The organism is Streptomyces sp. NPDC060028 (assembly GCF_042736725.1).
Classification (GTDB): domain Bacteria; phylum Actinomycetota; class Actinomycetes; order Streptomycetales; family Streptomycetaceae; genus Streptomyces.
Genome location: NZ_JBHWVJ010000008.1, coordinates 84763 through 110873, shown reverse-complemented (window position 1 = coordinate 110873; position 26111 = coordinate 84763). Strand labels below are relative to the sequence as shown.

25 protein-coding genes and 1 riboswitch are annotated in these 26111 nt (G+C 72.0%); of the genes, 12 read left to right on the top strand and 13 right to left on the bottom strand.

The window, feature by feature from the left end; translation table 11 throughout:
* Nucleotides 1–67: 67 nt before the first annotated feature.
* The 4 genes from groL to thrC form a co-directional block, all read right to left on the bottom strand.
* Complete coding sequence (gene groL / locus ACFWBF_RS07020; RefSeq protein WP_385221948.1) at nucleotides 68–1690, bottom strand: chaperonin GroEL; 1623 nt, start codon at nucleotides 1688–1690, stop codon at nucleotides 68–70.
* Nucleotides 1691–2016: 326 nt separating this feature from the next.
* Nucleotides 2017–2223: a cold-shock protein gene (locus ACFWBF_RS07015; protein ID WP_030009783.1), complete on the bottom strand. Its 207-nt coding sequence runs from the start codon at nucleotides 2221–2223 to the stop codon at nucleotides 2017–2019.
* A gap of 413 nt (nucleotides 2224–2636) precedes the next feature.
* Nucleotides 2637–2918, bottom strand: coding sequence for a MoaD/ThiS family protein (locus ACFWBF_RS07010; protein ID WP_385596407.1), 282 nt, complete (start codon nucleotides 2916–2918; stop codon nucleotides 2637–2639).
* 33 nt (nucleotides 2919–2951) lie between these two features.
* Nucleotides 2952–4241 (bottom strand): threonine synthase, encoded by a 1290-nt coding sequence (thrC, locus tag ACFWBF_RS07005; protein ID WP_385596404.1) that lies wholly within the window; start codon nucleotides 4239–4241, stop codon nucleotides 2952–2954.
* Between the two features lie 17 nt (nucleotides 4242–4258).
* Nucleotides 4259–4414: riboswitch (SAM riboswitch) on the bottom strand.
* Nucleotides 4415–4588: 174 nt separating this feature from the next.
* Between thrC and ACFWBF_RS07000 the strand changes: the two genes are divergently transcribed.
* Nucleotides 4589–5539, top strand: coding sequence for a glucosyl-3-phosphoglycerate synthase (locus ACFWBF_RS07000; RefSeq protein WP_385596401.1), 951 nt, complete (start codon nucleotides 4589–4591; stop codon nucleotides 5537–5539).
* Nucleotides 5540–5598: 59 nt separating this feature from the next.
* Nucleotides 5599–7023 carry a trehalose-6-phosphate synthase gene (locus ACFWBF_RS06995; RefSeq protein WP_385596398.1) on the top strand — a complete coding sequence of 475 codons (1425 nt, stop codon included), beginning with the start codon at nucleotides 5599–5601 and terminating at the stop codon, nucleotides 7021–7023.
* A 124-nt stretch (nucleotides 7024–7147) separates the two neighbouring features.
* Here the strand turns inward: ACFWBF_RS06995 and otsB are convergent, their stop codons facing one another.
* The 3 genes from otsB to ACFWBF_RS06980 all read right to left on the bottom strand — a co-directional run bounded on the left by otsB (nucleotide 7148) and on the right by ACFWBF_RS06980 (nucleotide 9662).
* Nucleotides 7148–8002: a trehalose-phosphatase gene (gene otsB / locus ACFWBF_RS06990; protein WP_385596395.1), complete on the bottom strand. Its 855-nt coding sequence runs from the start codon at nucleotides 8000–8002 to the stop codon at nucleotides 7148–7150.
* 74 nt (nucleotides 8003–8076) lie between these two features.
* The gene (locus tag ACFWBF_RS06985; RefSeq protein WP_385221931.1) at nucleotides 8077–8313 is read right to left on the bottom strand and encodes a DUF3263 domain-containing protein; all 237 of its coding nucleotides are present in this window, start codon (nucleotides 8311–8313) and stop codon (nucleotides 8077–8079) included.
* A 47-nt stretch (nucleotides 8314–8360) separates the two neighbouring features.
* Complete coding sequence (locus tag ACFWBF_RS06980; RefSeq protein WP_385596392.1) at nucleotides 8361–9662, bottom strand: extracellular solute-binding protein; 1302 nt, start codon at nucleotides 9660–9662, stop codon at nucleotides 8361–8363.
* A gap of 214 nt (nucleotides 9663–9876) precedes the next feature.
* Between ACFWBF_RS06980 and ACFWBF_RS06975 the strand changes: the two genes are divergently transcribed.
* The 3 genes from ACFWBF_RS06975 to ACFWBF_RS06965 all read left to right on the top strand — a co-directional run bounded on the left by ACFWBF_RS06975 (nucleotide 9877) and on the right by ACFWBF_RS06965 (nucleotide 13038).
* Nucleotides 9877–10818, top strand: coding sequence for an ROK family protein (locus ACFWBF_RS06975; protein ID WP_385596388.1), 942 nt, complete (start codon nucleotides 9877–9879; stop codon nucleotides 10816–10818).
* Nucleotides 10818–11969, top strand: coding sequence for an N-acetylglucosamine-6-phosphate deacetylase (nagA, locus tag ACFWBF_RS06970; RefSeq protein ID WP_385596386.1), 1152 nt, complete (start codon nucleotides 10818–10820; stop codon nucleotides 11967–11969). The genes ACFWBF_RS06975 and nagA overlap by 1 nt, the downstream gene beginning before the upstream one ends.
* A 148-nt stretch (nucleotides 11970–12117) precedes the next feature.
* The gene (locus ACFWBF_RS06965) at nucleotides 12118–13038 is read left to right on the top strand and encodes a 1-phosphofructokinase family hexose kinase (RefSeq protein WP_385596384.1); all 921 of its coding nucleotides are present in this window, start codon (nucleotides 12118–12120) and stop codon (nucleotides 13036–13038) included.
* A 33-nt stretch (nucleotides 13039–13071) separates the two neighbouring features.
* On the opposite strand, the gene ACFWBF_RS06960 is transcribed toward ACFWBF_RS06965, so the two are convergent.
* The gene (locus ACFWBF_RS06960) at nucleotides 13072–14100 is read right to left on the bottom strand and encodes a CBM35 domain-containing protein (RefSeq protein WP_385596381.1); all 1029 of its coding nucleotides are present in this window, start codon (nucleotides 14098–14100) and stop codon (nucleotides 13072–13074) included.
* 68 nt (nucleotides 14101–14168) lie between these two features.
* Nucleotides 14169–15938 carry a diguanylate cyclase CdgB gene (gene cdgB, locus ACFWBF_RS06955; protein ID WP_385596378.1) on the bottom strand — a complete coding sequence of 590 codons (1770 nt, stop codon included), beginning with the start codon at nucleotides 15936–15938 and terminating at the stop codon, nucleotides 14169–14171.
* Between the two features lie 279 nt (nucleotides 15939–16217).
* On the opposite strand from cdgB, the gene ACFWBF_RS06950 reads away from it, so the two are divergent.
* Nucleotides 16218–16787, top strand: coding sequence for a flavin reductase family protein (locus ACFWBF_RS06950; RefSeq protein WP_385596376.1), 570 nt, complete (start codon nucleotides 16218–16220; stop codon nucleotides 16785–16787).
* 50 nt (nucleotides 16788–16837) lie between these two features.
* On the opposite strand, the gene arfB is transcribed toward ACFWBF_RS06950, so the two are convergent.
* A complete protein-coding gene (gene arfB, locus ACFWBF_RS06945) occupies nucleotides 16838–17263 on the bottom strand; it encodes an alternative ribosome rescue aminoacyl-tRNA hydrolase ArfB (RefSeq protein WP_385596374.1) in 426 nt (141 codons plus the stop codon).
* Between the two features lie 144 nt (nucleotides 17264–17407).
* Here arfB and ACFWBF_RS06940 point away from each other — a divergent pair, with 144 nt between their 5' ends.
* Together ACFWBF_RS06940 and ACFWBF_RS06935 are read left to right on the top strand one after the other, a co-directional pair.
* Nucleotides 17408–17983, top strand: a complete 576-nt coding sequence (locus ACFWBF_RS06940; RefSeq protein ID WP_385596372.1) for a TerD family protein — start codon at nucleotides 17408–17410, stop codon at nucleotides 17981–17983.
* A 136-nt stretch (nucleotides 17984–18119) separates the two neighbouring features.
* Nucleotides 18120–18635, top strand: coding sequence for a GNAT family N-acetyltransferase (locus ACFWBF_RS06935; protein ID WP_385596369.1), 516 nt, complete (start codon nucleotides 18120–18122; stop codon nucleotides 18633–18635).
* Between the two features lie 41 nt (nucleotides 18636–18676).
* Here the strand turns inward: ACFWBF_RS06935 and ACFWBF_RS06930 are convergent, their stop codons facing one another.
* Nucleotides 18677–20086: a M1 family metallopeptidase gene (locus ACFWBF_RS06930; protein WP_385596366.1), complete on the bottom strand. Its 1410-nt coding sequence runs from the start codon at nucleotides 20084–20086 to the stop codon at nucleotides 18677–18679.
* Between the two features lie 123 nt (nucleotides 20087–20209).
* A complete protein-coding gene (locus ACFWBF_RS06925; RefSeq protein ID WP_385596363.1) occupies nucleotides 20210–20773 on the bottom strand; it encodes a heme-binding protein in 564 nt (187 codons plus the stop codon).
* A gap of 357 nt (nucleotides 20774–21130) precedes the next feature.
* On the opposite strand from ACFWBF_RS06925, the gene ACFWBF_RS06920 reads away from it, so the two are divergent.
* The 4 genes from ACFWBF_RS06920 (at nucleotide 21131) to ACFWBF_RS06905 (ending at nucleotide 25081) form a co-directional block, all read left to right on the top strand.
* Nucleotides 21131–22246 carry a sensor histidine kinase gene (locus ACFWBF_RS06920; RefSeq protein ID WP_385596468.1) on the top strand — a complete coding sequence of 372 codons (1116 nt, stop codon included), beginning with the start codon at nucleotides 21131–21133 and terminating at the stop codon, nucleotides 22244–22246.
* Entirely contained in the window at nucleotides 22243–22866 is a 624-nt protein-coding gene (locus ACFWBF_RS06915) for a response regulator (protein ID WP_385596360.1), read from the top strand. Before ACFWBF_RS06920 ends, ACFWBF_RS06915 begins: the two co-directional genes overlap by 4 nt.
* Before the next feature lie 212 nt (nucleotides 22867–23078).
* Nucleotides 23079–24506, top strand: a complete 1428-nt coding sequence (locus tag ACFWBF_RS06910; RefSeq protein ID WP_385596357.1) for a M4 family metallopeptidase — start codon at nucleotides 23079–23081, stop codon at nucleotides 24504–24506.
* Between the two features lie 71 nt (nucleotides 24507–24577).
* A complete protein-coding gene (locus ACFWBF_RS06905; RefSeq protein ID WP_385221889.1) occupies nucleotides 24578–25081 on the top strand; it encodes a hypothetical protein in 504 nt (167 codons plus the stop codon).
* A gap of 257 nt (nucleotides 25082–25338) precedes the next feature.
* Here the strand turns inward: ACFWBF_RS06905 and ACFWBF_RS06900 are convergent, their stop codons facing one another.
* Entirely contained in the window at nucleotides 25339–26013 is a 675-nt protein-coding gene (locus tag ACFWBF_RS06900; RefSeq protein ID WP_385596354.1) for a pentapeptide repeat-containing protein, read from the bottom strand.
* Nucleotides 26014–26111: the final 98 nt, after the last annotated feature.

Sequence of the window (26111 nt, the reverse complement as noted above, 5' to 3'; positions counted from 1 at the left end):
CACCCCCGTGGAGGTGCCGCCCTCGTTCGAGAACAGCCGATCAACCGGCGGCCGGAGCCGCAGCCGATCAGAAGTCCATGTCACCGCCCGGCATGCCGCCCGGCGCGCCGGCGCCGGCCTTCTCGGGCTTGTCGGCGATGACGGCCTCGGTGGTGAGGAAGAGGGCCGCGATCGACGCCGCGTTCTGCAGGGCAGAGCGGGTGACCTTCGCCGGGTCGATGATGCCCTCGGCGATCATGTCGACGTACTCGCCGGTCGCGGCGTTGAGGCCGTGACCGATCGGGAGGTTGCGCACCTTCTCGACGACGACGCCACCCTCGAGACCACCGTTGACGGCGATCTGCTTGAGCGGGGCCTCCAGGGCCAGACGCACGGCGTTGGCGCCGGTCGCCTCGTCGCCCGTGAGCTCGAGCTTCTCGAAGACCGCGGAGGCCTGGAGCAGGGCCACGCCGCCACCGGCGACGATGCCCTCCTCGACGGCCGCCTTCGCGTTGCGAACGGCGTCCTCGATGCGGTGCTTGCGCTCCTTGAGCTCGACCTCGGTCGCGGCGCCGGCCTTGATGACGGCCACGCCGCCGGCCAGCTTCGCGAGGCGCTCCTGGAGCTTCTCGCGGTCGTAGTCCGAGTCGGAGTTCTCGATCTCGGCGCGGATCTGGTTCACGCGACCGGCGACCTGGTCGCTGTCACCGGCACCGTCGACGATGGTGGTCTCGTCCTTGGTGATGACGACCTTGCGGGCGCGGCCCAGCAGGTCCAGGCCCGCGTTCTCGAGCTTGAGGCCGACCTCCTCGGAGATGACCGTGCCACCGGTGAGGATGGCGATGTCGCCGAGCATGGCCTTGCGGCGGTCGCCGAAGCCCGGGGCCTTGACGGCAACGGACTTGAAGGTGCCGCGGATCTTGTTGACGACCAGGGTCGAGAGGGCCTCGCCCTCGACGTCCTCGGCGATGATCAGCAGCGGCTTGCCGGACTGCATGACCTTCTCGAGGAGCGGCAGCAGGTCCTTGACCGAGCCGATCTTCGAGTTGACGATCAGGATGTACGGGTCGTCGAGAGCCGACTCCATACGCTCCATGTCGGTGGCGAAGTACGCCGAGATGTAGCCCTTGTCGAAGCGCATGCCCTCGGTGAGCTCGAGCTCCAGACCGAAGGTCTGGGACTCCTCGACCGTGATGACGCCTTCCTTGCCGACCTTGTCCATGGCCTCGGCGATGAGCTCGCCGATCTGGGTGTCGGCGGCGGAGATGGAGGCGGTCGAAGCGATCTGCTCCTTGGTCTCCACGTCCTTGGCCTGGTCGAGCAGGGCGGCGGAGACGGCCTCGACGGCCTTCTCGATACCGCGCTTGAGGGCCATCGGGTTCGCACCGGCGGCCACGTTGCGCAGGCCCTCGCGGACCAGCGCCTGGGCGAGCACGGTGGCGGTGGTCGTACCGTCGCCGGCGACGTCGTCCGTCTTCTTGGCGACTTCCTTGACCAGCTCGGCGCCGATCTTCTCGTACGGGTCCTCGAGCTCGATCTCCTTGGCGATGGAGACGCCGTCGTTGGTGATCGTGGGGGCGCCCCACTTCTTCTCAAGGACGACGTTGCGACCCTTGGGGCCAAGGGTGACCTTGACGGCGTCGGCGAGCTGGTTCATGCCTCGCTCGAGACCGCGCCGGGCCTCCTCGTTGAACGCAATGATCTTGGCCATCTGAAGTGGTCCTCCCGGACAGCGGTGGATTGCTCCCGGACCGCGCCCGCGCCCGCGACGGACGGCCTGAGTGCCCGGCGGTTCCTTCCCGCCGGACCCTGCGGGCCTCACCGACCCGGTCCTCGTCTTAGTAGCACTCTCACCTGGAGAGTGCTAACGCCAATGATTAGCACTCGACCCCCGCGAGTGCAAGCGGCTTCGGGCAACGCCCGGCGAAGAGGCAGGTGGGACAGGGCCGATCGGGCACGACGCGCGAGGGGCCCACATCCCGTGTCCAGGATGTGGGCCCCTCGTATACGTGGCGTCGGTGGTCGATCGCGCCGGGACTAGCCGAGTGCGAGCTTGACCATGTCCGCCTGCGGACCCTTCTGGCCCTGCGAGATCTCGAACTCGACCCGCTGACCCTCTTCAAGGGTGCGGTATCCGTCCATCTGGATGGCGCTGTAGTGGACGAACACATCCGCACCACCGTCGACCGCGATGAAGCCGTAGCCCTTCTCCGCGTTGAACCACTTGACGGTGCCCTGAGCCATGCCTAACTCCCCTATTACTGGCCCTTGCGCGGGACCGCACTTCGCGGTCCCGGGTCAGAACTTGCGCCGGAACGCCTCGACCGGGGCTGAATGTATCCGCACCGCTGCTGTCTGCAACAGGTCAATCCGACGAGAATTCTGGACACGGGGAAAGATTGAAATAGAGTGAAATGCTGGCATCTTCCCGGGCAACTCGGACCCGGCATAGGGCCTCAAACACCCCATAGCGCGCTTGCATGTTGACTCAATGTCAACCCTCACACGACCCGCTCATATGCGGTAGGCAAGAACAGCGGAGGGGACTTCCCCAACTCTACCGCGCCCAATCAAGCAGAATTGCCCCCTCCGCTTATTACCGGAGGGGGCAATTCTAGGTTTTACGTGTCAGCAGCACTCAATCGCACGCCGCCGGATCAGCGGCAGCCGCCCGCGACGGCCGGAATGATCGAGACCCCGGCGCCCTCCGGCGTGGCCGCCTGCAGCCCTCCCTCGAAGCGCACGTCGTCGTCGTTGACGTAGACGTTCACGAAGCGGCGCAGCTTGCCCTGGTCGTCCAGGACGCGCGCGGCGATGCCCGGGTGGCTCTTCTCCAGGGACTCGATGACCTCGGCGAGGGTCGTGCCCTCGGCGGGGACCTCGGCCTTGCCGCCGGTGTAGGTGCGCAGGATGGTGGGGATGCGGACGTTGACGCTCATGGCGCTACTGCCTTTCCGGAGTGCAGGGGAGGGTCAGGCCAGGCCGGCGGCGCGGAACGCGTCCAGGCTGGGGCGGATGGTGGCGGTCTGCCCGCTGTCCGCGGCCACCGCCTCCAGGGTCTTCAGGCCGTCACCGGTGTTCAGGATCACGGTGGTCAGCGCCGGGTCGAGCTGCCCGTTCTCGATGAGCTTCTTCGTCACGCCGACGGTCACGCCGCCCGCGGTCTCGGCGAAGATGCCCTCGGTCTGCGCCAGGATCTTGATGGCCTCGACGACCTGCTCGTCATTGACGTCCTCGACGTAGCCGCCGGTGCGGCGGGCGATGTCCAGGACGTACGGGCCGTCCGCCGGGTTGCCGATGGCCAGCGACTTGGCGATGGTGTTCGGCTTCTGCGGGCGCACCACCTCGTGGCCGGCCTTGAAGGCGGTCGACACCGGGGAGCAGCCCTCGGCCTGGGCGCCGAAGATCTTGTACGGCTTGTCCTCGACCAGGCCCAGCTTGATGAGCTCCTGCAGACCCTTGTCGATCTTGGTGAGCTGCGAGCCGGACGCGATCGGGATCACGATCTGGTCGGGCAGCTGCCAGCCGAGCTGCTCGCAGATCTCGTACGCCAGCGTCTTGGAGCCCTCGCCGTAGTACGGGCGGAGGTTGACGTTGACGAAGCCCCAACCCTCGCCCAGCGGGTCGCCGATGAGCTCGGAGCAGAAGCGGTTGACGTCGTCGTAGTTGCCCTCGATGCCGATCAGATCGCCGCCGTACACACCGGCCATGACGACCTTGCCCTGCTCCAGGTCGTGCGGGATGAACACGCACGAGCGGAAGCCGGCCCGGGCGGCCGCGGCGCCGACGGCGCCGGCCAGGTTGCCGGTGGAGGAGCAGGACAGGGTGGTGAAGCCGAAGGCGCGGGCGGCCTCCACGGCGATGGCCACGACGCGGTCCTTGAAGGAGTGCGTCGGGTTGCCGGAGTCGTCCTTGACGTAGAGCTTGCCGGTGACGCCGAGCTCCTTGGCCAGGTTGGCCGCGTCCACGAGCTTGGTGAAGCCCGGGTTCAGGCTCGGCTTGGAGGCCACGTCGGCCGGGACGGGCAGCAGCGGCGCGTAGCGCCAGATGTTGTTCGGGCCGGCCTCGATCGCGGCACGCAGGGCCTCGGGGTCACCGGTGGGAAGGTCGTAGGCGACTTCCAGCGGTCCGAAACACTCGACGCACGCGAAGATGGGACCGAGCTCGAAGCGGGTACCACACTCGCGACAGGAAAGGCCGGTGGCGGGTCCGAGATCGACGGTTCCCGGGTTGGCAGAGGTGGCGACAGTCTGTGCAGCCATGACGGCGAGGCCCTTTCTCCTCATCTTCCCCATGGCGCACTTCGCCATGAGACGGAATTGGCACCTTCCCTAGCCGGGGACCTCGCGTGGGTGCGCAAAACGCATCGCGAGAACCGACTGGAGGGTTGCCGGGGCTTCAACGGGCCGTGTCCCTCTGCCCCTCTGGATGAGCGGTATGGCACCGGGCGACGCGCTCCATGGCGCGCCCGGGCGTTTGTACGCGGGGACCCCCGGCATGCGGTGGACCTTCGCGTTGTTCAAGACTGTAACCGAAGGCCCGGGCGGTTGAGACAGCCGTCCGAACCGCGAGATGGATCACATTTCGGACGACCCAGGGAGTGCAGAAGGTGCTGGAAGAGGTGGAGCGCTGGTTGGCAGACCGCTCCTGGTCCGCCGCCGACCGACCGCTCGACCAGCTGCTTCGCGCCAAGCGGGCGGCGGGGACCACGGTCAGCGTGGTGCTGCCGGCGCTCGACGAGGAGGCGACGGTCGGCGACATCGTCGAGGTGATCCGGCGCGATCTGATCGAGGGACTGCCGCTGCCCCTGGTGGACGAACTGGTCGTGATCGACTCGGGCTCCACCGACCGCACGGCGGAGGTCGCGGCGAAGGCCGGCGCCCGGGTGGTGCACCGCGACGAGATCCTGCCGCGGATCGAGCCCCTGCCCGGCAAGGGCGAGGTGCTGTGGCGCTCGCTGCTGGCCACCACCGGCGACGTCGTCTGCTTCGTCGACGCCGACCTGCGCGACTTCTCCGCCACCTTCGTGTCCGGGATCGTCGGCCCGCTGCTGACCGACCCGGACGTGCAGTTCGTCAAGGCGATGTACGACCGCCCGCTGGGCGACGCCCCGGGCCAGGGCGGGCGGGTCACCGAGCTGGTGGCGCGTCCGCTGCTCAATCTGCACTGGCCGAGACTGGCCGGTTTCGTCCAGCCGCTGGGCGGTGAGTACGCCGTACGCCGCTCCCTGCTGGAGCGCCTGCCCTTCCCCGTCGGCTACGGCGTCGAGCTGGGCCTGCTGGTGGACGCGCTGCACACGGTCGGGCTGGACGCGCTGGCCCAGGTGGACGTGGGCGTACGGCTGCACCGCCACCAGGACGGCCAGGCGCTGGGCCGGATGGCCGCGGCGATCTACCGCACGGCCCAGCTGCGCCTCTCGCGCGGGCACCTCGTACGGCCGGAGCTGACGCAGTTCGAGCGCGGGCCGGACGGCTTCATCCCGCGCACGTACGCGGTGGACACGGAGGAGCGGCCGCCCATGCGGGAGATCGAGGAGTACGCGCGGCGCCGCGTGGCGTGAGCGGGCGGGGTGTTTCGCCCGGACGTTTGAGCGGGGGCGGCCCGGGCTAGGTTCGCCGCATGGCTTCTCAGGTACTCGTCGCCGCCAACCGCGGCCCGCTCTCGTACGCCCTCGCCGCCGACGGCGGCCTCAGCGCCCGGCGCGGCGGGGGCGGTCTCGTCTCCGGCCTCTCCGCGGCGCTCGCGCAGCAGCCGGGGGCGCTGTGGATCTGCGCCGCGCTGTCCGAGGCGGACCGGGAGGCGGTGCGCCGGGGCGTGGCCGAGCCGGGTGTCCGGATGCTGGACATCGATCCCACGGTGTACGACGACGCCTACAACGGCATCGCGAACTCGGTGCTGTGGTTCGCCCACCACCACCTGTACGACAGCCCGCGCACGCCGGTCTTCGACGCGGAGTTCCGGCGGCAGTGGGACTCGTACGTGGCGTACAACCGGGCCTTCGCCGGGGCTCTTGCCGAGGAGGCGGCCGACGGGGCCTGCGTGCTGGTCCAGGACTACCACCTGGCACTGGTGCCGGGGCAGTTGCGGGAACTGCGGCCGGACCTGCGGATCGGGCACTTCACGCACACGCCGTGGGCGTCCCCCGACTTCCTGCGCATGCTCCCGGACGACGTCCGCGGCCAGCTGCTGTGGGGGATGCTCGGGGCGGACCGGCTGGGCTTCCACACGTGGGAGTGGGCGGCCGGCTTCATCAGCGGCGCGGCCATGGACGACGCGACCGGCGTCGCGGAGCCGCAGCAGCGCGGGGTCTTGCACACCGGTCACGGCGGGCGCCGCTTCACCGAGGTGACCCCGTACCCGCTCGGGGTCGACGCGGACGAGCTGCGGGCGCTGGCGCACCGGCCGGAGGTGGACGACAAGCTGGCGGGGCTGCGGGCGGAGGTCGCGGGCCGCAAGACGATCGTGCGGGTGGACCGGACCGAGCTGTCGAAGAACATCCTGCGCGGCCTGCTGGCCTACCGGGAGCTGCTGACGGTCCACCCCGAGTGGCAGGAGCGGGTGGTGCACCTGGCTTCCGCGTACCCGTCGCGGCAGGACCTGGCGGTGTACCGGACGTACACGGAGTCGGTGGCGGAGCTGGCGGCGGAGATCAACGCGGAGTTCGGCACGGAGGACTGGCAGCCGGTGCTGGTGTCGGTGCAGGACGATTTCGCGCGCTCGCTGGCGGCGTACCGGCTGGCGGACGTGGCGCTGGTGAACCCGGTGCGGGACGGGATGAACCTGGTGGCGAAGGAGATCCCGGTGGTGTCGGAGGCGGGATGCGTGCTGGTGCTGTCGACGGGGGCGGGGGCGTACGCGGAGCTCCGCGAGGACGCGCTGACGGTGAACCCGTACGACGTCACGCAGACGGCGGAGGCGTTGCACGCGGCGCTGTCCATGCCGGAGGCGGAGCGGGCGGAGCGTACGAAGCGGCTGGCGGCCGCCGCGACCGCCCTTCCTCCGGCCCGGTGGTTCACGGCCCAGCTGGCCGACCTCCGGGCCTGAACGCCGGCGGGGCTGGTGTGCCGGGCGGCGCTGTAAAAGGCGGCATCGGCCCACATCCAGCCCCGCCGGCGTTTGCGGCGCGGGGTCCGGGCGGAGCCCCGGCAACGGCACCGCGCGCGCAAGCTCAGGCCCGGCCGGCCAGCGCAGCGGCGAGGAGGGACAGGAAGCCGGTGACCTCCGCCGGGCCGGGGAGGACGAGGTCGGCCCGGGAGGACAGTTCCGGGACCTCCGCCGAGCCACTGCACACCAGCAGCCCCGGCAGGCCTTCCGTCCGCAGTTTCTCCACCGCCGAGTACGCCGCCAGGTCGCCCAGGTCGTCCCCGGCGTACAGCACGGCCTCCGCCCCCGTCTCGGCCAGGTACTCCGACAGCGCCACGCCCTTGTCCATGCCCGGCGGCCTCAGCTCCAGCACGGACCGGCCCGGCTCCACCATGAGCCCGTGCCGCGCGGCGAGTTCGGCCAGGGGTTCGCGCAGGGCCTCGAAGGCCGCGGCGGGGTCCGAGGCCCGCCGGGTGTGGACCGCCAGCGCCTGGCCCTTCTCCTCGATCCAGGTGCCGCGCCACGCCCCGATCGCGTCCAGGAACCCCGGCAGCTCGGCCCGTACGGCCGCCACCCCGGGGTGTTCGGCGGGCGCGTGAACGATCCCGGTCACCGCGTCCCACCGCTCGGCCCCGTAGTGCCCCAGGACCACCAGGTGTTCGAGCCCCGGCACGCCCGCGAAGCCCCCGTACCGGACCGCGACCCCGGCGGGCCGGCCGGTGACCACGGCCACCGACGCCACCTGGGGGGCCAGCGCGGCGAGCGCGGGGACGGCCCCGGGGTGGGCCCGCGCCTGGTCCGGGTCGGGGACGATCTCGGCGAGGGTGCCGTCGAAGTCGAGGGCGACCACGGAGCGGCGGGGTGACCGGAGCAGGGCGTCGAGCCCCTCGCGTCCGGCGGCGGTGACGGGCATCGGCAGGTCGTGCGGACGGCTCCCCATACGGACGACCCTAACGGGCCCGCCGGGCGACGGCTACGGCGCGCACCACGTCCGTGCCGGCCGCCCCCGCCCCGTCATCTCCGGGCCCGCTGGGCCTCGCGGATGCGTCGCAGCCGGTTCACCGTGCCCGGCGCGTGCTCCAGCGCCCGCGGGTCGTCCATCAGCGCGTTGAGCAGCTGGTAGTACCGGACCGGGGCCATCCCCAGCCCTTCCCGTATGGCCCGCTCCTTGGCCCCGGGCCCCGGCCAGGTGCGGCCCTCGTACGCGAGCACGGCCGCTTCCTCAGCGGTCAGCCGCCCCTCGTCCGTCATACCGCCAGATTAACGCCGCCCGCTGACAGCCACCGGGCGGCGGTGCGTCAGCGCGGATCGGCCGCCCGCGCGGCGCCCGCGATGCCCTCCAGGACCTTCTCCGGCTGCCCGCCCGGCTGCACGCTCTTGCCGATGTTCTGCTTGACGTCCTCGCTCACGCCCGCCCAGGACTTCTTGCCGACCGGGTACAGCCGCGCGTTCGGCAGGGCCTGCAGGAAGGTCTTGAGCTGCGCCGACGCGCCCCCGGTGCCCGCGTCCATCGCCCGGTAGCCGCTGGTCGTCACGGGGAGCAGGTCGTAGCGGTTGGTGAAGGCCGTCACGTTCTTGGCCTCGTACAGGTAGTCCAGGAACTTCCCGGACTCCGTGCGGTGCCCGTTCTTGAACGCCATCACCCAGTCGGCGACGCCCATCGCGGAGTGCTCGGTCCCGTCGACCGTCGGCATGGCCGTCATGCCGAACTTCAGGCCCTTCTCGCCCGCCTGCTTCAGCAGCGTCGGGTGCCCGTTGAGCATGCCGACCTCGCCCCGCGTGAAGGCCTCGAAGGCGGCCTGCCGGTCGAGCTTGCCGGGCTCGACGGGGCCGGTCAGCCCCTGTCCGACCAGCTTGTCCCGCAGGAACTCGAAGGTCTTGATGTTCTCCGGGGAGTCGATCGCGTACGCCTCCTCGTTGTCGGTGTAGCCGCCACCGCCCGACAGGAGCCACATCATCGTCTCGGCCTGCGCCTCCTCGCGGCCCAGCGGCAGAGCGAAGGGGGTCGGGGCGCCCGCGGCCTTGAGCTTCTTGGCGGCCGCTTCGAGGTCCGCCCAGGTCTTGGGCTGCCAGCCGGTCTTGGAGTCCTTGGGGATGACCCCGGCGTCCGTCAGCAGCTTCTCGTTGTAGAAGAGCTGGCGGGTGCTGGCCACGAAGGGCAGCCCGTACTGGACCCGCTTGACCTTGCCGGCGTCGGCGAGCGGCGCCAGGAAGTCGGCTTCCGTCGACACGGAGAGCAGCTCGTCGGCGGTGTAGAGCTTGCCGTCGGCGGCGTAGTCGGCGTACGCGCCGATCTGCGCGATGTCGGGGGCCTTGCCGGCCTTGACCATCTCGGCGACCTTGGCGTCGACCTCCGACCAGGAGTAGACGCTGACCTCGACGTCGATCCCGGGGTGGCCCTTCTCGAAGGAGGCGGCGAGCTCCTTCCAGTACCCCGCCGAGGAGTTCTGCGGATTGTCTCCGTAGTCGGCCGCCACGACCCGCAGGGTCACCTCGTTGTCCCCGGTGAGGCCCGACACGGCCCCGCAGCCCGTCAGCGTCACCGCGGTCAGGCACAGTGCGGCGCCGGACGCGGCCAAGCTCAGGTAACGGCGCTTCACAGTTCTCTTGCCACCCCTTGTTGTACGTACGATCCACGTAAGGTCTACACCACTTTGGCGGCTCTGCCACATCCGGACGACGTCTCTCCCCTTCCTCTTTCCTTCCTCTTCACCGGCTCTCCCCCGCGCCTCCGCCCGTGAATTTGTATGGCGGCTCAACAATCCCTCTCAGTGGACTAGACCTTTCCCCTTCGAGCACGCGAGACTGTCACCCGTGAAACCCGTTGAACACGTCATCGCCCTCGATGTGGGCGGCACAGGGATGAAGGCCGCCCTGGTCGCCGCCGACGGCACCCTGCTCCACGAGGCGCGCCGCGCCACCGGCCGTGAGCGGGGCGCCGAAGCCGTCGTCGAGACGATCCAGGACTTCGCCGCCGAGCTCCTCGCCCTCGGCCGGGAGCGCTACGGCGCGACCGCCTCCGCCGCAGGGGTCGCCGTCCCCGGCATCGTCGACTCCGAGAACGGGATCGCCGTCTACGCGGCGAACCTGGGCTGGCGCGACGTACCGATGCGCGCACTGCTCAGCAGACGCCTGGGCGGCATCCCCGTCGCCCTCGGACACGACGTGCGCACGGGCGGACTCGCCGAGGGCCGCATCGGCGCGGGCCGCGGCGCCGACCGGTTCCTCTTCGTCCCGCTCGGCACCGGCATCGCCGGCGCCATCGGCATCGCCGGCCGCATCGAGGCGGGCGCCCACGGCTACGCGGGCGAGATCGGCCACATCGTGGTCCGCCCCGGCGGCCCCGCCTGCGGCTGCGGCCAGCACGGCTGCCTGGAGACCCTCGCCTCCGCCTCCGCCGTCAGCCGCGCCTGGGCGAGCGCCTCCGGCGACCCCGAGGCCGACGCCGCGGACTGCGCCAAGGCCGTCGAATCCGGCGACGAGCGCGCCCGCGAGGTCTGGCTGGCCGCCGTCGGCGCGCTCGCCGACGGGCTGGTCACGGCGATCACCCTGCTGGACCCGCGCACGCTGATCATCGGTGGCGGGCTCGCCGAGGCCGGGGAAACCTTGTTCACACCACTCAGGACGGCCGTCGAGGAACGCGTGACGTTCCAGCGGCTGCCCCACATCGTCCCGGCGGCCCTCGGGGACACCGCCGGATGCCTGGGCGCAGGGCTGCTCGCCTGGGATCTACTCGCCACGGAGGTACCCGCCTGATGTCCGGAAGCGCTCACAGCACCGTCCTGACCGGCGCCGGGGTGGTGCTGCCCACCGGGACCGTGGCGGGCGGCCGCGTCATCGTCGACGGCGACCGCATCGCCGGCAGCGCCCGCGAGGACGCGCGCGTCGTCGACCTCTCCGGGCACTGGATCGTCCCCGGCTTCGTGGACATGCACAACCACGGCGGCGGCGGCGCGTCCTTCACCTCCGGCACCGCCGAGGAGGTCCTCAAGGGCGTGCGGACCCACCGCGAGCACGGCACCACCACCCTGGTCGCCTCCACCGTCACGGGCGACCTCGACGAGCTGGCCCGCCGCGCCGGACTCCTCGCCGAGCTGACCCAGCAGGGCGAGATCGCGGGCATCCACTTCGAGGGGCCGTTCATCAACCCCTGCCGCAAGGGCGCCCACAAGGAGGACCTGCTCCGCGACCCCGACCCGGCCGAGGTCCGCAAGCTGGTCGACGCCGCACACGGCGCCGCCCGCATGTTCACCCTCGCCACCGAGCTGCCGGGCGGCCTGGACTCCGTACGGCTGCTGGCCGAGCACGGGGTGATCGCCGCGATCGGCCACACGGACTCCACGTACGACCAGACGCGCCAGGCCATCGACGCGGGCGCGACCGTGGCCACCCACCTCTACAACGCGATGCCGGGCATGGAGCACCGCGCCCCGGGCCCGATCGCGGCGCTGCTGGAGGACGAGCGGGTCACCGTCGAGCTGATCAACGACGGCACGCACCTGCACCCGGCCATGCTGGAGCTGGCCTTCCACCACGCGGGCGCGCACCGCGTGGCGCTGATCACCGACGCGATGGACGCGGCCGGCTTCGGCGACGGGATCTACCACCTCGGTCCGCTGGAGGTCGAGGTCAAGGAGGGCGTGGCCCGCCTGGTCGAGGGCGGCTCGATCGCCGGCTCCACCCTCACCCTGGACACCGCGTTCAAGCGGTCGGTGACCGTGGACGAGCTGCCCGTCGAGTCCGTGGTCCAGGCGATCTCCGCCAACCCGGCCAAGCTGCTCGGCCTGTACGACCAGGTCGGCTCGCTGGAGCCCGGGAAGTACGCCGACCTGGTGGTCCTGGACGCCGCCTTCGACGTCAAGGGCGTCATGCGGCGCGGCGAATGGATCGTCAACCCGGTCGCCTGAGCGGCGATCCGACAAGAGATCCGACGAGAGATCCGACGGAGATCCGGCGGCCAAGCGGCTGTACGCACGGAAGCGGTCGGCCCGGAGGACTGGGCCGACCGCTCTTCGTTTGGCATGATCCCGGCACCGAGGAAGACCGGGGTGGCCCATGATCCTGACCGTGACGCTCAACACCGCACTCGACGTCACCTACCGCGTGCCGCGGCTGCACCCGCACGCCTCGCACCGGGTCACCGACGTCACCGAGCGCCCCGGCGGCAAGGGCGTCAACGTCGCCCGGGTCCTGGCGGCCCTCGGCCACGAGGCGACGGCGACCGGCTTCGCGGGCGGCCGCACCGGCGCGGTCGTGACCGAACTGCTCGCCGGCTGCCCCGGGGTGACCGACGCCCTGGTCCCCTGCGCGGGAACCACCCGCCGCACCCTGGCCGTGGTCGACGAGGCCTCGGGCGACACCACGCAGTTCAACGAGCCGGGCCCGCTGATCGGTTCCGCCGAGTGGACCGCGTTCCTCGGCCGGTACGAGGACCTCCTCGCGGGCGCCCGCGCGGTGGCCCTGTGCGGCAGCCTGCCCCCGGGCGTGCCGGTGGGCGCGTACGCCGTTCTCGTACGGGCTGCCCGCGCGGCCGGCGTACCCGTCCTGCTCGACACCAGCGGCGAGGCGCTGCGCCGCGGGGTCGCCGCCCGCCCCGAGGTGATCAAGCCGAACGCAGCCGAGCTCGCCGAGCTGACCGGATCCCGGGACCCGTTGCCCGCCACCCGGGACGCCCGCCGCCGGGGCGCGCACGCGGTGGTCACCTCGCTCGGCCCGGACGGGCTGCTCGCCGCCACCGCCCAGGGCACCTGGCAGGCGGCCCCGCCGCGCGTCCTGTCCGGCAACCCCACCGGCGCCGGGGACTCCGCGGTCGCGGGCCTGCTGTCGGCGCTCACCGAGGGCCTGGACTGGCCGGCCCGGCTGATCCGCGCCGTCGCCCTCTCGGCGGCGACGGTGTGCGCCCCGGCGGCGGGAGAATTCGACCCCCGCACCTACGAGGAGGTACGGGGGTCGGTAAAGGTCACGCAGGCCGGCTAGTGCCGCAACCGCACCAGGAGGCGGCCGAGGAGGTCAGAGCTGCTCCAGCCACAGCTGGTCGATGTTGACGTTGCAGCTGTTGCCGGCCTCACACGACAGCTTGATCGTGTTGGTGCCCTTTTCGAGGCTGACCTGGCCCCAGGTCGTCTGCCAGCCCTTCTCCCAGTCACCCTTGGGCGACTTGGCGAAGTTGCGCATGCTGATCGGGGCCTCGTTCGGCTTGCCGTTGACGGTCAGGGTGCCGTTGGCGTCCTCACCGGGGATGCCGAACCGCACGTAGAACTTGTACTTCCCGGCCTTGGGCGCGTCCAGGGTCCAGGTCACGGCCGCGCCGGGCTGGTTGAAATTGCCGACGTACTGGCCGCCCGAGCTCTTCGCCCCCGGCACCGCGTTCATCAGGACCGCGCCGCCCGTGATGGACATGCCCGCTCCGGCCGCCTCGCCCTTCGGCAGCGGGGCCTGGGAGGGCTGCGGGGAGCTCGGAGGCGGGCTGGACGGGTTCTGCGGGGCCGCCGACTGCTGGTTGGGGTTGGCGGCGTTCTTGTCCTTCTCCTTGTCCTTGCCGCCGAAGGCCAGGGCCGCGCCGATGCCGATCACGACCGCGGCGACCACCGCGACCGCCGCGATGAGCAGGCCCTTGCGGCCGGACCCGCCGCCTCCGCCGTGGCCGCCCGGGGCGGCCATCTGCTGGGTGTAGGGCTGCGGGGGCTGCTGCTGCGGCGGGACGCCGTAGCCGCCCGCCTGGAGCGCTTCCGGGGCCTGGTACTGCGCCTGGTAGGACGCCGGGGGCTGCTGCCCGCCGCCCTGTTGGGGGACGGGGCCGCGCTGGGCGCCGCCGTAGGTCCGCTCACCGACCGTACGCACCTGGTGGTGCGAGGTGCGGGGGACGCCGGGCTGCGCGCCGGGGTGACCTCCGGCCGTGGAGCCGGGGTAGCCGTATCCACCCTGGGCGGGCGAGGTGGCACCGGCGGCCTGGCCGTCCGCGTAGAGGTAGCCGAACGGATCGTCGTCCTCGGGCTGGTTCGCCCCACCGTTCGGGTTGTTGTTCGCGGGCGTCGTCATCGCAGGTCACTCCTTTCGACCCACGGGAGCCTACCCCGAACAGGTGCGCCCACGGGCGGCCGATCGCCTCAGCCGGCCCTGCGGTGTGCTTTGGAACGGGACCTTTTCTCGATGTACATCCGCTGGTCGGCGGAGCGCAGCACCTCGTCCGCCGACATGCCGCAGCTGGCCCAGCCGATGCCGAAACTGGCTCCCACACGGACCGCGCGGCCGTCCACCCGGATGGGCGGGATGATCGCGCTGCGCAGCCGGACGGCCAGATCGGCGGCGTCGGCGGCGCCGAGCCCGTCGGCGAGCACGACGAACTCGTCACCACCCAGCCGGGCGACGGTGTCACCGTCCCTGACGCAGGTCGTCAGCCGCCGGGCCACCTCGATCAGGACCGCGTCACCCGTGTGGTGCCCGAACCGGTCGTTGATCGACTTGAAGCCGTCGAGGTCGCAGAAGAGCACCGCGAGCCCCTTCGTGCCGTCGTCGATGTCGGTCGCGGGGGCCACCGTGTGCACGTGGTGGTCGTACGCCCCCGCCGTGCCGGGGCCGGGCACCAGCGGGCCCATGCTCCCGCCGGGCGCGCCGGGCCCGCCGGGGAGCTCGAAGGGGTCGGACCCGGGGAAGCGGTCGGGGCCGTCGGGTTGAAAGCCGTGGTCGCCGGCACCACCCCCCGTCTCGTGGCCGCCCGCGTGGCGGCCACCCGCGTGCACGCCCTCGCGGCCCTCGTAGGCCGCGTCCAGCGCCTCCACGGCGGTGGCCCGCACGGACTGCGGGCGGCGGCACAGCCGCGCCCCGAGCCGGGCGCGCAGCTCGGCGCTGTTGGGCAGACCGGTCAGCGAGTCGTGGCTGGCGCGGTGCGCGAGCTGCAGCTCGTGGCGCTTGCGCTCCTCGATGTCCTCGACGTGCGTGAGCAGGAAGCGCGGCCCGTCGGCGGCGTCCGCGACGACGGAGTTGCGCAGCGAGACCCATACATACGTGCCGTCGCGCCGCCCGAGGCGCAGCTCGGCGCGGCCGCCCTCGGCGGAGGTGCGCAGCAGGGTGCCGATGTCCTCGGGGTGGACGAGGTCGGAGAAGGAGTACCGGCGCAGGACGGAGGCGGGCCGGCCCAGCAGCCGGCACAGCGCGTCGTTGGTGCGCAGCAGCCTGCCGTGCTGGTCGCCGCCCATCTCGGCGATGGCCATGCCGCTGGGCGCGTACTCGAAGGCCTGCCTGAAGGACTCCTCGCTCGCCCGCAGCGCCTGCTGCTCGCGCTCCAGCCGGACGAGGGCCCGCTGCATGTTTGCTCGGAGTCTGGCATTGCTGATCGCAATCGCCGCCTGGAAGGCGTACATCTGGAGTGCCTCGCGTCCCCAGGCGCCGGGGCGGCGGCCGTTGCGCGGTCTGTCCACCGAAATGACACCCAGAAGTTCCCCGCCGGACGCATACATGGGGGCATAGAGCCGGTCCTCGGGGTGCCACTCGTCCTCGAAGCGCGGTTCGGGGCCTTCCGTGTGCCACTGGGGGACGTCGTCCTCCATGAGGACCCAGCCCTCGGTGTGCGGGATGAAGCGCAGGCCGTCCCAGTTCTCACCCATCGTCAGACGGCGTTCCCAGGAGTTCCGGGAGCCGACGCGGCCGGTGATGAGAGCCTCGGCCGCGGGGTCGCCGGCGAAGGCGGCGACGACGAGATCACCGTCAGGGCGTACGAGGTTGACACAGGCGAGTTCGTAGCCGAGGCCCACGACGATGCCGTCCACGACGGTCTGCAGAGTGTCCGCCAGGCTCCGGGCCGTATTGAGCTCGGCCACCACCCGGTGCAGCTGCCGCAGGGTCGCAAGACGGACGTACGGCTCCGACTCGGTCTCCATTGCTCGCTCTCCCCGAGACCTCGACAGCAACTCCAGGTTTGTCATCGTCGTTTCGTTGCGGTGTCCCGTCCACTGAATCACAGTGAGCTGTGCGGCAGGTACACAGGGTCAACAAATCTTGCCCTCTGTGACTCAAGTCACATGAGATGACCGAACGGGCGCAACAGGGCCTGGCCTTCCCGGGAGCAAACGATACGCCTCGGCCTAGGTCATGGGGCGGGGACACGGTTCGGGCCACGGCCCGATGTGCGGCGAAGGGCCCGAGATTAGCGTTTCCGTGTGCTCAAGACGACCCCCGCAACGACGCCTCCCGCCCCGACACCCCATCCTGAGGGGGTGAGCAACGACGAGTTCCGGGCCGCGATGGCCCGGCTGGCGGCGGGCGTGTGCCTGATCACCGCGCACGAGACCCCGCTGACGGCCGACGGGCCGCGGGGGGAGGACGTCGGCATGACGGCGACCGCCTTCCTGTCGGTGTCCCTGGAACCGCCGCTGGTCCTGGTGAGCCTGCGCGAGGGCTCCCGGATGGACGACCTGCTCGCCGAGCAGCCGCTGTGGGCGGTCTCGGTCCTCGCCGACCACCAGCTCCAGGTCGCGGGCCGCTTCTCGATGAAGGGCCGCATCAGCGACCGCCTGCTCTTCGCCGACCTGCCCTACGAGCGGGGCCCGATCTCCGGCGCCCCGCTGCTGACCGGCGCCCTCGCCACCCTGGAGTGCCGTACGGAGAACCGCGTCGAGGCGGGTGACCACACCCTGGTCATCGGCCGCGTGCTCGGCGCCTCGCTGCCCTCCCCGGACTCCCCGCCGCTGACGTACTTCCGGGGCCGCTACCGGCACCTCGCGCAGTAGGGCGCGGGCCGCCGGCCCGCGGCCGCCGGGGCTGTCGCTCCCGGCCGGGGCTACCAGTCCCGGCCGGTGCGGCCGCGCTTGGTCTCGGCGCGGGCCTTCTTCTCGCGCAGGCGGCGCTCATTGATCCCCCGGGGGATCTTCGTCGCACGGCGCGCCTTCGGCGGCGGCGCGGTCGCCTCCGCCAGCAGCGAAGCCATCCGGACCAGCGCCATCTCCCGGTTGCGCAGCTGCGACCGGTGCTCGGAGGCCCGTACGGTCACCACCCCGTCCACCAGCCTCGCCGCGAGCCGCTCCAGCGCGCGCTCCTTCCACACCTCCGGCAGCGCGTTCGTCGCACCGAGGTCGAACATCAGCTCCACGCGCGAGTCGGAGGTGTTGACGTGCTGGCCGCCGGGCCCCGAGGAACGCGAAAAGCGCCAGGCGAGCTCGCCCTCGGGGAGCACGACCGAACCGCGGATGACATGGGGACCAGGCATGCCCCCTATGATCCGTCCCCGCGCGGGCGCCGTCACGCGCATTTCCGCCGCCGGAACCTAACGGCCCCCTCCCGGCGTTATGGGGTTCAGCGGTAACTTGGCCACATCTCGCAGTCATGCGACCAGGAAGGGACACCAGTCACCATGGCAGTAAGCCTCTCCAAGGGCGGAAACGTCTCGCTCACCAAGGAGGCCCCGGGCCTCACGGCCGTCACCGTCGGCCTCGGCTGGGACGTCCGTACGACGACCGGTGTCGACTTCGACCTCGACGCTTCCGCCATCGCGGTCAATCCCATGGGCAAGGTCGTCTCCGACAGCCACTTCGTCTTCTTCAACAACAAGGCGACCCCGGACCAGACCATCGTCCACACCGGTGACAACCGCACCGGCGAGGGCGCCGGCGACGACGAGGCCATCAACGTCAACCTCGCCGGCCTGCCGGCCGACGTCGACAAGATCGTCTTCCCGGTCTCCATCTACGACGCCGAGACCCGCAGCCAGAACTTCGGCCAGGTCCGCAACGCGTACATCCGCGTCGTGAACCAGGCCGGCGGCGCCGAGATCGCCCGCTACGACCTCTCCGAGGACGCGGCGACCGAGACGGCCATGGTCTTCGGCGAGCTCTACCGCAACGGCGCCGAGTGGAAGTTCCGCGCCGTCGGCCAGGGTTACGCCTCGGGCCTGACCGGCATCGCGCAGGACTTCGGCGTCAACGTCTGAGTCGACGACCGACCCGGCGTCCTGCCCGCCATCCGACCCGGCGCCCGACCCGGCGCCCGGGCCTGACCGGCTGACGACACCGCAGGCGAAGCCCCCTCCCGGCCGTCCGGGGAGGGAGCTTCGCTACCGTGCGACGGTGATTCTCCAACCGCTCGCCCCCGTGGACGGCGCCCTGCCGGGCCCGGTCCTCACGGAAATCGCCGCGCTCTACGCGACCAACCACGCGTTCTTCGAACTCAGCGGCGACTTCCCCGACCCCGGCCGCATCACGGTCGAACAGGTCGCGGCCGCCCTCGCCGACGAACTCTCCCAGGACGGCGCCGAGGTGCTCCTCGCCCGCTCGGCCGGCCGCCTCGTCGGCCTCGCCGCCACCCTGGCCCACCACCCCGACCCGGAGTCCGGCGACCCCGACCCGTGGATCGGCCTGCTGCTCATCGACGCCACCGCGCACCGCGAGGGCCACGGCCGCACCGTGGCGGCCCTGATCGAGGACCGCTTCCGCGCCGCGGGCCGGACCGGGGCACGGCTCGCCGTACTGGACAACAACCCCAGGGGCCTCGCGTTCTGGCAGGCCCAGGGCTACACCGCCCTGCGCCGGGCCGCGGACCGCGAGAGGGGCCGCGCCTGCACGGTGCTGCGCAAGGCGCTCTAGTGCTGTGGCCGGACGAGCCCCGGGACCCCGGCCCCGGGCCCCTACTTGGGGCGGTCCTCGCCGTAGAGCCACACGTCCCAGACCTTGTGCAGGTCGTGGCCCGTCTTCTCCTGCGCGTAGGCGGTGAAGTCGGCCGTGCTCACGTTGCCGTACCGGTGGTCGGCGGCCCAGCCGCGCACGAGGGCGAAGAACTTCTCGTCGCCCACCTCCTGACGGATCCGCTGCAGGACCATCGCGCCGCGGTAGTACACCGGCGGATCGGAGATGTGGTCCGGGCCGGGCGGGGCGGCGGGCGGGAAGGCGTCCCAGCCGGGGCCGGCATGGGGGTCGACCGAGGTGTCACCGGCAAGGAAGGCCTCGGAGCGGCGCTGCGCGGTGATGCCGCCGTGATCCTCCGACCACAGCCATTCGGCATAGAGCGCGAAGCCCTCGTTGAGCCACATGTCCTTCCAGGACTTGGGCGACACCGAGTTCCCGAACCACTGGTGGGCCAGCTCGTGTACGAGGGTCTCCTCGTCGGGCGCGCCCGAGTAGGCGGGCTTGGTCTGCGTCTCCAGGTCGTATGCGAGGGTCTGGGCCGGGAGCACGATCGAGCCGACGGTCGAGAACGGGTACGGGCCGAAGCGGCGTCCGCCCCACTCCACCGCCTCCGGCAGCCGCGCGAGCACGGGCGCCGCCGCCTCGGACTCCTCGGGCGCCACCGCGTTGTAGACGGGCACGCCCGACGGCGTACGGCCGGTGGTCACCTTGAACTTCCCGATGGCGGCGGTGGCCAGGTAACTCGCCATCGGCTCCGGGCTGTGCCAGGTGAACTCCGTGCGCCCGTCGTCGGTGTCCGTGCGGGAGCGCAGCTCGCCGTTGGAGACGGCCTCGTAGCCCTTGGGGACGGTGAGCGTGATGTCGTACGTGGCCTTGTCGCTCGGGTGGTGGTTGCCGGGGAACCAGCTCATCGACCCGACCGGCTCGCCGACCGCGACCGCGCCGTCCTCGGTGGTGATCCAGCCCTCCTGGGACCCGTCGGGATCGGCCAGCGCCTTGGGCTTGCCGGCGTAGTCGATCTCGGTGCGGAACACCTCGCCCTTCTTCAGGTCGTCCGCCGGCCGCACGGTCAGCTCGTTCCCGGTGCGGTTGAACCGGGCCCCGGCGCCCTGGACCTGCACGCTCTCGACCTTCAGGCCGCTCAGGTCGAGGTTGAAGGAGCTGAGTCCCTGTTCGGCACGGGCGGTGATGACGGCCGTGGCGTCCAACTGCCCCTTGTCGGGGTCGTAGTCGAGGTCCAGCTCGTAGTGCTCGACCTGGTAGCCGCCGTTGCCGGCCTTGGGGAAGTACGGGTCGCGCAGCCCCGACGCACCCGGCCGCCCCTGCACGGTGCTGCCCGTACACGCCGTGGTGAGGGCGAGCAGGGCGGCAACGGCGGGGACGGCGAGGCGGGAGAAAGCGCGGTGTTCCACGCGCCCGATCCTAAGCGGGCGGCTTGCGGGGGGCGGCGAAACCTGCTGCCCGACGGGCTGCTTTCGGACTGCTTGCGAGCTGCTTCCGAACCGCTTGCGGACTGCTTCCGGACCGCTTCCGGGCTACTTGTCGAGGGCGTCGACGCCGGCCTTGGCGTACTTCTCGTCCAGGTCGCCGCTCGGGGCGCCGGCCACGCCGATGCCCGCCACCGGGGCGCCCTTGGCCTGCACCGGGGTGCCGCCGCCCAGGAAGAGGGTGCCGGGGATGTCCTTCAGGTTCGGGGTCTGCGCGAGGCGGCCCACGAGCACCGAGGTCGGCGCGTTCCAGGACACGGCCGTGAAGGCCTTGCGCTCGGCCGACTCGTAGGACTGCGGGCCCGCGCCGTCGCCGCGCAGGGTGACGATGGTGTTGCCGTTGCGGTCCACGACCGCGACCGTCACCTTCTGGTTCTCCTTCTCGGCGGCGTCCAGCGCGGCCTGCGCGGCGCGGGTGGCGGCGTCGACCGTCAGGTGCGTGGAGGTGGTGAAGTTCTTGTCGCCGTCCTTCTTCGCCGGGGCGGCCTGCGGCGCGGACGCGGCCCGCTCGGCGCTCGCCGGCGCGGCGGTGGCGCTGACGGCGCCGAAGGTCCCGGCGCCGAGCGCGACGGCGAGGGCGGTACCGGTGAGAACGCGGGTGCGGGTCTTCATGTCTGCTGCTCCTGACTACGTGGGCTTCAGGACGCGACCGAGAACGTCGGCCCGTTTCCTGTCCTGCTCTGCCTGCTCTGCCTGCTCTGCCTGCTCTGCTCCAAGCCTGTGGCCGGGACCCCCGCCCACCCGTCCCCGTACCGGCTCTCGACGGCCACCTCACCGGTTGACCCCGGCGTCAACCGATCGGTCGATGCGGGGCCGCTCCACGGCGGTATTGGCTGGTCACGGCCGCGGCGCAGACCCCGCGGCACCCGTGCCGCAGGCAACAATGGACGCACGCCCCACCCCCAGGAGCCCCCGGTGAGCCACCAGCCCCCCGCGCGCAAACCAGACACCCGCGTGCTGGCGGCGGTCATGCACACGGCGTTCTTCCTGCTCCTGGGCTCCTCCGTGGCCCGCTTCCTGCTCCGCCACCCCGGTGAGCCCCGCACCCCGTGGATCATCGCCCTCAGCATCACCCTGGCCCTGCTGTACGTACTGGGCCCCGCGCTCGGCGCCGCACCCACCCTGCGCCGGCTCCTGTGGCTCGGCCTGGTCGTCGCCACCTGGGTCGTGCTGGTCGTCCTCGCGCCCAGCTTCGCCTGGTGCGCCGTACCGCTCTTCTACACGGCCCTGCGGACCCTGCCCCCGCGGGCGGCGATCGCCCTGGTCGCACTGCTCACGGTGTTCGTGGTGGCCGCCCAGCTGAAACTGTCGAAGGCCTTCGACCCGAACCTCCTCGTGGCCCCGCCCGCGGTCGCCGCGCTCGCCACGGCCGTCTTCGTCCACATGGAACGCCAGGCCCAGGCCCAGCGGGCCCTGATCGACGACCTGATCCGCACCCGCCGGGAGCTGGCCGCCACCGAACGCCGCGAAGGCACCCTCGCCGAACGCCAGCGCCTGTCCATGGAGATCCACGACACCCTCGCCCAGCACCTGTCCAGCCAGCAGATGCTGCTCCAGGCCGCCGACCGCACCTGGGACACCGACCCCGCCGCCGCCCGCGCGCACGTCCGCACCGCCACCGGCATCGCCGCCCGCGGCCTGGCCGAGGCCCGCAGGCTCGTCCACGACCTGGCACCGCGGGAACTGGAGGGCGGCGCCCGCCTCGCCGACGCCCTGCGCGCGCTCGACGCCGGTCCGGACATCGAGGTCCGCTTCCACCTGGAAGGCGCCCCGGCCCCGCTGCCGGAGCGCGCGCAATCCGCCCTGCTGCGCATCGCCCAGGGCGCGCTGGCCAACGTACGGGAGCACTCGGGCGCCCGGACCGCGGCCCTCACCCTCAGCTACCTGGGCGACCAGGTGGTGCTGGACATCGCGGACGACGGCCGCGGCTTGCGGGATTCCGGGGCCACCACGGGAGACCGCGGTCACGGCCTCCCGGCGATGCACGCCCGCGTGCGCCGGCTCGGCGGCACCCTGACGATCGAATCCACCCCGGGCGAGGGCACCGTCCTCTCCGCCTCCATCCCCCTGGAGCCCACAGGATGACCACGATCCTCCTCTGCGACGACCACGCCGTGGTGCGCGCCGGCCTGCTGGCGCTGCTCGGCAGCGAACCGGACATCGAGGTCCTCGGCGAGGCCGGCAGCGGCGAGGAGGCGGTCGCCCTGGCCGCCAAACTCCGCCCCGACGTGGTCCTGATGGACCTCCAGCTCGGCGCGGGCATCGACGGGGTCGAGGCGACGCGCCGCATCACGGCCCTGCCCGCACCCCCGCACGTGCTGGTCCTGACCACCTACGACACGGACGCCGACATCACCCGGGCGATCGGCGCGGGCGCGACCGGCTACCTGCTGAAGGCGGAACGCCCCGAGGAGCTCTTCACCGCGATCCACTCCGCGGCGGCGGGCCGCACCACCCTCTCCCCGCCCGTGGCCAGCCGCGTGATGGCCCACATGCGCGGCGCCCGCCCGACCCTGACGGACCGCGAACTCGACATCCTGGGCCAACTGGCCCGGGGCCTGGGCAACCGCGACATCGCCCGCGCGCTGTTCATCAGCGAAGCCACGGTCAAGACCCACCTGGGCCGCATCTACGACAAGCTCGGCGTGGACACCCGCGCGGGCGCCGTCGCGGTCGCCAAGGAACAGCGCCTGCTGCCGTCTTGACGCGGCCCGCGCGCGGCCCCGCCGGAATCCGTCCGGCTCCCGGGCACGGCCGGGGAGCCAGCTCCGCGCAGCGGCAACCCCGGGAATCCGGCCAGCCGGGGGCCGTTCTTCGGACAACCCCTGACGGGTTCGTGTCGTAGACCTGCCAAACCCGCACCCCTCGGTGCCACGCTCACTCGCGCCGCCACCCCGGCCACCGCGAAGGAGCCCGCGTGACCCACCCCATCCGCCTCGCCGTCCTCCTCGGCACCGCAGCCGCCCTCACCGCCACCGCGGTCACGGCGAACGCAGCCACCGCCGCCCCCGCACCCGCCGAACAAACCCGGCTCGTGGCCCGCAGCACCGTCACCGACCCCGACGGCACCACCCACACCCGCTACGACCGCACGTACGCCGGCCTGCCCGTCCTCGGCGGCGACATCGTCGTCCACCAACGCCCCGACGGCACCCGCACCACCACCGGCAACGACACCCCGATCACGCTCACCCTCCCCACCGGCAAGGCCGCGAGGAAGGGTCCGGGCCGCCAGGTCGTCTGGGCCGCGCCCACCCCCACCCTCGCCCGGGAGACCACCACCCGCACCACCCATCCCGACGGCACCCCCAGCGAGCTCCACACCGTCACGGACGCCCGCACCGGCGCCACCCTCGCCGCGTACGACGCCATCGCCGCCGGCACCGGCCACAGCCAGCACGCCGGCACCGTCCCGCTCACCACCTACTTCACCGGCAGCCTCTACCAGCTCCGCGACACCACCCGCGGCAACCAGCGCACCCTCGACGCCAAGAACCAGCCCGGCGGCGGCACCCTCTTCACCGACCCCGACGACACCTGGGGCAACGGCGCCCCGTCCAACCGTCAGTCAGCCGGCGTCGACGCCCACTACGCCACCGCCGTGACCTGGGACTACTACAAGGGCGTACTCGGCCGCAACGGCATCCGGGGCGACGGCGTCGGCGTCACCTCCCGCGTCCACTACGGCAACAACTACCCCAACGCCTTCTGGGACGGCACCTGCGGCTGCGCCAACTACGGCGACGACCCCGCAACCGGCCAAACCCTCGCCTCACTCGACATCGTCGGCCACGAACTCACCCACGGAGTGACCGCCAACACCGCGAACCTCATCCTCAGCGGCGAACCCGGCGGCCTCAACGAGGGCACCTCCGACATCCTCGGCGCCGCCATCGAGTTCTCCGCCGAGAACGCCACCGACGTCGGCGACTACCACATCGGCGAAGCCGTCTTCGCCGACGGCCCGCTGCGCACCATGGACCGGCCCAGCCTCGACGGCCACTCCCGCGACTACTGGTCCCGCGACATCGGCACCCTCGACGCGCACTACGCCTCCGGCCCCGCCCGGCACTTCTTCTACCTCCTCGCCGAAGGCAGCGGCCCCAAGGTCATCAACGGCATCGCCTACGACTCCCCCACCTACGACGGCTCCAAGCTGCTCGGCATCGGCCGCGACGAGGCCACCCGCATCTGGTACCGCGCACTGACCCTCTACATGACCTCCAACACCAACTACTCCGCCGCCCGCCGCGCCACACTCCAGGCCGCCGGCGACCTCTACGGCCCCACCTCCGTCCAGCTCAGCCGCGTCGCCGCCGCCTGGACCGCCGTCAACGTCCGCTGACCCCCGGCGCCCCCACCCGTCCAGGGGTGGGGGCGCGCCCGCCCGCCCGTACCCGTGACACCATCGGGTACGTGCTCGACATCGGCTACTCCCTCTCCCGGCGCTTCCCCGACCCCCCGCAGACCGACTACCGCTCGGCGGACGTCCACGCGCTGCGCCACGACCTGTTCTGCGGGGACGTCTACCTCGCCGACACCGACAAGGACCGGGAAGTATCCACAGCCTGGGGATGGGTGCCCGTACTGGACTTCGCCTGGGCGCTGTGCGACATCGTCGAACAGCTCGACCAGGACCCCCGCGGCAGCCGCTCCGCCAACCGCCAGTACGCCGAACTCGACTTCACCGAGTCCACCGACCGCATGCTCTTCGAGCGCCGCTTCGGCTGGGTCGACGTCGAGGCCGACTGGATGCCGCCGGAGGAGGACCCGCTGACCTTCAGCCACCGCCTGCTGCGCCGCGAAGCCCGCGACTTCCTCCACGACCTCATCGCCGACCTCGTGGACATGCACGACGGCCTCGCCGACAACCCGGTCATCTGGACCCTCCAGTCCCGCTTCCCCCGAGTCCCGGCCTAGTGCTGTAACCGGAAAGGTTCACCGCGTCGCGGCGCCCGGTACGGCACCTCGCCGTGTTGTCGGACCGCGCAAGTACGTCCAGTACGAGACGCGGTCCTCCGCCTTGCGACGCACCGCACCGGACACCGCGACCCGGCAAACCTTTCCGGCCACAGCACTAGCCCACGCGCCCGCCCCGCCCCCGCCGTCGTCTGACGCCCGGGGCGGAGCCTCGGCCGCGGGCCCGCGCGGAGCCTCGGTCGCGGGCCCGCGCGCCGCTACGCGATCACCCGCACCCCCAGCTGCGCCGCCAGCGCCGGAGCCAGGTCGAACAGCTGAGCCGGGCTGATCACCGCCCCGGACAGCGCTTCCACCCCCCGCGCGATGCCCAGCTCCGCCGCGCCCCGCAGATCCACGTCCGTCATCCGCGCCCCGGAGAAATCGGCTTCCCGCAGCGCACAGCCCCGGAACTCCACCCGCTCCAGCACCGCACCCCCGAAGTCCGGCTCCACCAGCACGCACCCGTCGAAGACCACGTCCTTGAGCCGCGCCATCCGCAGGTTCAGGTAATCGATCTTGCCGCCGCGTACGAGCACCCGCTCCAGCACCGCCCCGTGCAGCTGCACCCCGCCCAGCCGAGCCTCCACCAGCTCCACGTCCCGCAGCGAAGCCCCCGACAGATCCGTCCCGACCCCCCGCACGCCCTCCAGTACGGAGTCCAGGAACCGCGCCTTCGCCAGCCCCGCCTCGTCCAGCGCGCAGCGCCGTACCGCGCAGTCCATGAACCGGGCCCCGATCCCCTCCTGCCCCGCCAGGTCCAGGTCCGCGAACTCCACCCCGTCGTAGTCGCCGTCCGGCTCCAGCCGGCCCTCCTCCCACACCGCCAGTTCAGGCAGCCGCACCTCCGGCCGCCGAGCCGCCTTCACCGTCTGCTGCCGCCCGTTTCGCACCATTCCCCCATCGTGGCCCACGGCACCGACAATCCCTTGACCTCAACCACCCTTGAGGTCACACCCTGGCCGCATGGACAACCCAGACACCCCTGCCGCCC